This window comes from Streptomyces sp. NPDC026092, from assembly GCF_040638605.1.
GTDB lineage: Bacteria > Actinomycetota > Actinomycetes > Streptomycetales > Streptomycetaceae > Streptomyces.
In genome coordinates this window covers 489,650-496,148 of sequence record NZ_JBEZYN010000003.1, presented here as the reverse complement: position 1 = coordinate 496,148, position 6,499 = coordinate 489,650, and the positions used below count along the sequence as shown (strand labels likewise).

General features: G+C 71.0%; 6 protein-coding genes. 4 read left to right on the top strand and 2 right to left on the bottom strand.

Going from position 1 to position 6,499, the window contains the following annotated elements:
* The 3 genes from AB0F56_RS07245 to ptsP form a co-directional block, all read left to right on the top strand.
* Positions 1-182 (top strand): hypothetical protein (locus tag AB0F56_RS07245; protein ID WP_362005067.1); only part of this gene is annotated, 182 nt, incomplete at its 5' end.
* 342 nt (positions 183-524) lie between these two features.
* Complete coding sequence (locus AB0F56_RS07240) at positions 525-974, top strand: PTS glucose transporter subunit IIA (RefSeq protein ID WP_362005064.1); 450 nt, start codon at positions 525-527, stop codon at positions 972-974.
* Positions 975-1,055: 81 nt separating this feature from the next.
* Positions 1,056-2,726 carry a phosphoenolpyruvate--protein phosphotransferase gene (ptsP, locus tag AB0F56_RS07235; RefSeq protein ID WP_362005062.1) on the top strand — a complete coding sequence of 557 codons (1,671 nt, stop codon included), beginning with the start codon at positions 1,056-1,058 and terminating at the stop codon, positions 2,724-2,726.
* An 81-nt stretch (positions 2,727-2,807) separates the two neighbouring features.
* Here the strand turns inward: ptsP and AB0F56_RS07230 are convergent, their stop codons facing one another.
* Positions 2,808-3,704 (bottom strand): hypothetical protein, encoded by an 897-nt coding sequence (locus AB0F56_RS07230; protein ID WP_362005060.1) that lies wholly within the window; start codon positions 3,702-3,704, stop codon positions 2,808-2,810.
* Positions 3,705-3,726: 22 nt separating this feature from the next.
* On the bottom strand, positions 3,727-5,010 hold the full coding sequence (locus AB0F56_RS07225; RefSeq protein WP_362005058.1) for an MFS transporter: 1,284 nt from the start codon (positions 5,008-5,010) through the stop codon (positions 3,727-3,729).
* A gap of 47 nt (positions 5,011-5,057) precedes the next feature.
* On the opposite strand from AB0F56_RS07225, the gene AB0F56_RS07220 reads away from it, so the two are divergent.
* Positions 5,058-6,386, top strand: a complete 1,329-nt coding sequence (locus AB0F56_RS07220) for an aminotransferase class I/II-fold pyridoxal phosphate-dependent enzyme (protein ID WP_362005056.1) — start codon at positions 5,058-5,060, stop codon at positions 6,384-6,386.
* Positions 6,387-6,499: the final 113 nt, after the last annotated feature.

Below are 6,499 nucleotides of genomic sequence, written 5' to 3'. Positions count from 1 at the left end.
CAACTAATCTGGCGTTGATTTTTGGCACGCTGTTGAGTTCTCAAGGAACGGACGCTTCCTTTGTACTCACCCTCTCGGGCTTTCCTCCGGGCTTTCCCTTCGGTCTTTCGTGTTTCCAGCTTAGCAGACCCGATTTCTCGTTTCTGCCACCCGCTGGAGCGGGCTGCCGTTTTCGGAATTAGCTTTTCGCGCTTTCCCTTGCGGCGGGGTCAAACACTACCAGGCTTTTTCAGTCCCCCTGACCACCCCTCCGCAGGCATGCAGAGGTGTAGACCACTGGGGTTAGGATCTGGCTCGATAGGTGCTGCCGACCCACGACTCAAAGCCGCGTTGGGGTCAGGCAGGAGTACGACAGTACATCCCACCGTCAGCTGAGGCAAATCGTTTCCGGGTAGTCCCTAGGTCCGCCAACTGGTACGTCTCGTGCGGAACCGGGACTTCCTATGACTTAGGCTTCTGAACAGTACGCCGTCCAGGACAGGCAGTGACGGCGCCACACAATCTCCGCCCCTGGGAGGCTTCCCATGACATCCGTGACGTCGCCGCTTGCCGGAAACGCCATCGGTCTCGCCGCTGTACCCGACCCGGTCTTCTCCGGCGCGATGGTCGGTCCCGGCACCGCCATCGACCCCGTACGTGAGCCGTCGGAGGCCGTGTCTCCGGTCGACGGCGTCATCGTCTCTCTGCACCCGCACGCGTTCGTCGTCGTCGACGGCGAGGGTCACGGTGTGCTGACGCACCTCGGTATCGACACCGTTCAGCTCAATGGCGAGGGCTTCGAGCTGCTCGTCAACAAGGGCGACACCGTGCAGCGCGGACAGGCCGTCGTCCGCTGGGACCCGGCCGCCGTCGAGGCCGCCGGCAAGTCCCCCATCTGTCCCGTCGTGGCCCTGGAGGCCACGGCCGACTCCCTCTCCGATGTCGTCGAGAGCGGCGACGTGAAGTCCGGCGACGCGCTCTTCGGCTGGCGCTGACGACTGCGTCGTCCTCGGGACGACCACGGTTCGACATTCATCGCGGCGGCCGGATGCCGCCGCTCTATCGGAGACGGTGAGATGGAGACAACGCTGCGAGGCGTCGGCGTCAGCCACGGAGTGGCGATCGGCGAGGTCCGGCACATGGGTACGGCGGTTCTCGAGCCCCCGGCCAAGCAGATTCCGGCCGAGGAGGCGGAGCGCGAACAGGGGCGCGCCCGTCAGGCCGTGGAGGCTGTGGCTGCCGACCTGATTGCGCGCGGCAATCTGGCCGGTGGCGAGGCCCAGCATGTGCTGGAGGCCCAGGCGATGATCGCCCAGGACCCCGAGCTCATCGCGGACGTCGACCGCCGGATCGCGGTCGGCAGCACGGCCGAGCGCGGTATCTACGACGCGTTCTCCCACTACCGCGAGCTGCTCGCGGGCGCGGGTGAGTACATGGCCGGGCGGGTGGCCGACCTCGACGACGTGCGGAACCGTATCGTCGCGCGGCTGCTCGGAGTGCCGATGCCGGGCGTGCCGGACAGTGACGAGCCGTACGTACTGATCGCGCGGGACCTGGCTCCCGCCGACACGGCGCTGCTCGACCCGACGCTGGTCCTCGGCTTCGTGACCGAGGAGGGCGGGCCGACCAGCCACAGCGCGATCCTCGCGCGGGCGCTGGGTGTGCCTGCCGTGGTGGCGCTGCCGGGCGCGGGTGAGATCGGCGAGGGCACGGTCATCGCGGTGGACGGTTCCACCGGTGAGATCTTCGTGGAACCGAGCGACGAGAAGAAGGCGGTGCTCACGGCGGCCGCCGCCGAGCGCAAGGCGGCGCTCGCCGCGTCCAGTGGTCCGGGTGCGACCTCGGACGGGCACAAGGTGCCGCTGCTCGCCAACGTCGGTGGTCCGGCGGACGTGCCGGCCGCGGTGGAGGCCGGTGCCGAGGGTGTCGGTCTGTTCCGTACGGAGTTCCTCTTCCTGGACGACAGTAAGAAGGCGCCGACCGAGGAGAAGCAGGTCGAGGCGTACCGCAAGGTGCTCGAGGCCTTCCCCGAGGGTCGTGTGGTCGTGCGTGTGCTTGACGCCGGTGCGGACAAGCCGCTCGACTTCCTTACGCCGGCGGACGAGCCGAACCCGGCTCTGGGTGTACGCGGGCTGCGTTCGCTGCTCGATCACCCGGAGGTGCTGCGGACGCAGCTGACCGCGCTGGCGAAGGCCGTCGAGGGTCTGCCGGTGTACCTGGAAGTCATGGCTCCGATGGTGGCGGACCGTACGGACGCGAAGGCGTTCGCCGACGCGTGCCGTGAGGCGGGGCTGCAGGCCAAGTTCGGTGCGATGGTGGAGATCCCCTCCGCCGCGCTGCGGGCTCGTTCGATCCTGCAGGAGGTGGAGTTCCTGTCTCTGGGCACCAACGACCTGGCGCAGTACACCTTCGCCGCCGACCGTCAGGTCGGTGCGGTGTCGCGGCTGCAGGATCCGTGGCAGCCGGCGCTGCTCGACCTGGTGGCGCTGTCCGCCGAGGCGGCCAAGGCCGAGGGCAAGAGCTGTGGTGTCTGTGGTGAGGCCGCAGCGGATCCGCTGCTGGCCTGTGTGCTGACGGGTCTGGGTGTCACCTCTCTGTCGATGGGTGCCGCGTCCATTCCTTATGTGCGGGCGACGCTGGCGAAGTACACGCTGGCGCAGTGCGAGCGGGCCGCTGCCGCGGCTCGGGCCGCCGACACGGCCGAGGAGGCGCGGGTCGCCGCGCAGGCGGTGCTGTCCGGGGAGTGATCCCCGTGCGTTAGTGGGTGTCTTGGAGGGGCTCTCCGTCACTGGTGTGACGGAGAGCCCCTTCGGCGTGTGTGGCGCCCGTCAGTGGTGGGTGGGCCAGTCGTCCTCGTCGGGGGCGAGGGGGAAGCCGGCCCGGTGGTCGACGCCCGGTTCGGGGGCGATGGGTTCTCCGGTGCGGGCGTCGGTGCAGTAGGCGCTGAAGACTTCGGCTTCGGTGAGGGGGTGCAGGTTTCCGGCGGTGAGGCGCCAGCCGTGGAGGCGGTCGCGGGTTCCTGGGGTGGTGGTGCGCAGGACGACTCCCCCGGGGGTGTCGAGGGCGATGCCGACGGCGAGGACGGTGGCGAACTCGGCTGCTTCGTCGCGGTCGAGGTAGGCGGGGCCGTTGTCGTCGCGGGTCGCCTGGAGGACGGCGAGGAGGTGTTCGTCGTCGGCGGGGACGCTGCAGACGAGGTGGTGGGTGCCGGGGCCGGCTGCTTCGAGGAGTCGGGTGAGCTGGCGTGAGGCGTGGGCGAAGGCCTCGCGGCCGATGTCCTGTCCGCAGGTGGCGCAGTCGCCGACACCGGAGAGGAGTGTCGTGGCGTACTCCCAGGTGGCGTGGCGGACGGCGGTGTCGATGAGGGTGGGGACGAGGGTGGTCATGGGTTGTCCGGTGTAGGCGACGAGGGCTCCGGTGGCGGCCAGTTCGGCGGTGTAGCGGCTGCGGCTGGCGGGGCGGTCGGGGTCGAGGCCGGTCTTCTCGCAGAACTCCTCGTACTCCTCGGGGTCGAAGAGGGCGACGGTGGTGTGGCCGCCTTGGGTGGCGAGGGACTTGAGGAGGCCTTCGATCTGCTGGAGGTAGGCGGGGTGGTCGTCGAAGGCGAAGGTGGCGTACCGGCGCATGGCCGTGAAGTCGTCCTCGTCGGCGAGGAGGCCGACGGTACTGGGGACTTCGCGGCGCAGGGCGCGGCGCATCGATGTGGTGGTGCCGGGTCGTGTCATGTCTCCCCCTGGGCGCTGTCGATCAGTGCTCACTCACCGTAACCTTCGGCACTGACAGTGATGGTTTGGTGAGGCGGTCGCGGATCAGCCGGTGCTGTGCGGCGCCCGCTGCGACCAGGCCGAGGCCGAGCAGGGGCCAGGCGAGCGGGCCGGCGGACATGACGCCGGTGACGAGGAGGGGGCCGGCGAATCGCTGGGTGGACTGGGCGAGTCCGTGGACTCCGAGGTAGGAGCCCTGCGCGTGGGCGGGAGCCAGGGCGACGGAGAGTTCCCAGGAGGCCGTCGCGTGGATGATCTCGGCGAAGGTGAGGGCTACGACCGCGACGACCAGGGCCGTGACGGCGACGGCGGTGCCGCCTGCGGCCGAGGCGGCGAGGGCGAGGGTGCCGACGAGGAAGAGGGCGGTGAGGGGGACGAGGAGTCGGCGGGCGGCTCTCGTGGTGGCTCCGAAGCGGGCGAGCGGGACCTGGAAGAGGACGACGAGGACGGTGTTGAGGACGAGCAGGAGCGGGGCGAGTCCGACGGGTGCGGTGGTGGCGTGGACGATCCAGAGGGGGACGGCGACCTGGAGGATCGTGTCGTCGAGGAAGAGGACGGCGTCGGTGGCGGTGTAGCCGAGGAAGGTGCGGTCGCGCCACGGGGAGGTCGGTGGGGTGGGCGTACGGTCGTCCGCTCCGGCGGATGTGGCGGCGATGCGGGCGGGGGCCGGGGGTTCGGCGCAGCGGAGGGTGAGTGCGGCGATGACGAGGTAGGTGACGACGTTGCCGATGAGGAGCAGTGCGTACGCGCGGGTGCTGCCGGTGGCGAGCGCGGCGGCGGCGCCGAGGCCGCCGATGGACCAGCCGATGTTGACGGTGGTGCGCTGGATGGCCTGGTAGCGGACGCGGTCGGGGCCGGCGAGGCGGGCGGCGTAGAGCTTGATGAGGACGCTGCCGGCTCGGTCGGGGAGGGCGCCGAGGGCGGAGTAAAGCGTGAGGAGGAGCAGGTGGTCGGTGGTGAGGAGGAGCAAAAGGGCGGCGCCGCGCAGGAGTTGGGCGCCGACGATGATCTTGACGAGGGGGAAGCGGTCGGCGAGGCGGCCGGCGAGTGGCGCGCCGGCGATGCCGACTCCGCCGGAGACGGTCATGAGGAGGCCGACCTGGCCGAGGCCGAGGCCGGAGACGTAGGTGAAGTAGAGGACGGTGCAGCCGGCCCAGAGGCCGGTGCCGGTCTTGTCGATGATGCTGACGACGAGCATGCGGCGGCCGTCGCGACCGCCGGGTATGCGGTTGAGGACGGTGCTGGGCCACGGAGTCGGGCGGCTCACTCGGTTCCCCCTTGACCTGAGTATTGTATTGATACATAGTTTGGAACGTGGCAACACAATATTCGATCCAGGGGACGACGGCCAAGGGGATTGCCGCGTCCGTCGAGCGCGGTGTGACCGAGGGCGAGCTCGCGCCGGGGGACGCGCTGCCTCCGGTGCGGCGGCTCGCGGACGAGTTGGGGATCAGCCCCGGTACGGTCGCGACGGCGTACAAGGAGCTGCGGCGGCGCGGTCTGGTGGTGACGCGTGGGCGGGGCGGCACGGTGGTCGCGGAGGCGCCTTCGGTCGCGTCGCGGCGGCCGCCGCGCGTGCCGCCGGGGCTTGTGGACCTGGCCAGCGGGCTTCCCGATCCGGCCTTTCTGCCCGTCCTGCGGCCGCCGGCCGAGGTCCGGCCGGTGTACGGCTCGCACCGTGCCGTGCCCCGGCTCGCCTCCCTGGAGGAGCTCACGCGCGCGTGGTTCGCTCGGGACGGCGTGCCGGCGGAGCGGGTGACGTTCGCGCACGGGGCGCTCGACTGCGTCGCGCGGCTGCTCTCCGTGGAGCTGCGGCCGGGGGACGCGGTGGCGGTGGAGGATCCCGGGTTCCACCATCTCCTGGACCTGGTGCCGGCCTTGGGCCTGCGGATGGTGCCGGTGGCGGTGGACGGCGAGGGAATGACGCCGGAGGCGCTGGGGGCCGCGCTGCGTACGGGGGTGCGGGCGATGGTGTGCAGTCCGCGGGCCCAGAGCCCGACGGGGGCGTCGTTCACGGCCGGGCGGCGGGACGAACTGGCGGCGATGCTGCGGGAGTTCCCGGAGGTGCTGGTCGTCGAGGACGACTACAACGTGGAGCTCGCGGGTCCGGTGGCGCCGACGCTGGCCGCGGTGGGGCTGGAGCGGTGGGCGCAGGTGCGGACGGTCTCGAAGCGGTTGGGCGTCGACCTGCGGTGGGCCGGGGTCACCGGGGATCCGGTGACGCTCGCGCGGCACGACGGGCGGATGCTGATGACGTCCGGCTGGGTCAGCCACGTCCTTCAGGAGACGGTCGTCGGGCTGTTCTCCGACCCGGCGGTCGCCCGTCTTGCGGCGGCGGGCGAGGCGGCGTACGCGGAGCGGCGGGCGGCCCTTGTCGGCGCGCTCGGTTCGTACGGCGTGGGGGTGAGCGGGGGCGGCTCCGCGAGCGGGCTCAATGTGTGGGTGCCTGTACGGGACGAGTCGGCGGTGGTGAACGGGCTGCGGACGAGGGGGTGGTGGGTGGCGGCGGGGGCGCGGTTCCGGATCGCGTCGCCTACGGCCGTGCGGATCACTACGGCGACGCTGGGTGTGGCGGAGGCGGGGCGGTTGGCGTCGGACTTCGCCGATGTGTTGGGTGAGGCGCAGGCGACGTACGGGGGGTAGGGGGGTCTCCCCCATCCCACCCCTTCCCGAAACTCTGACGAGACCGGGGGCTGCGCCCCCGAACCCCCGCGACGCGGCAGCTCCGCGCCGCGGGGTGGGTTGGCGGCCGGGGG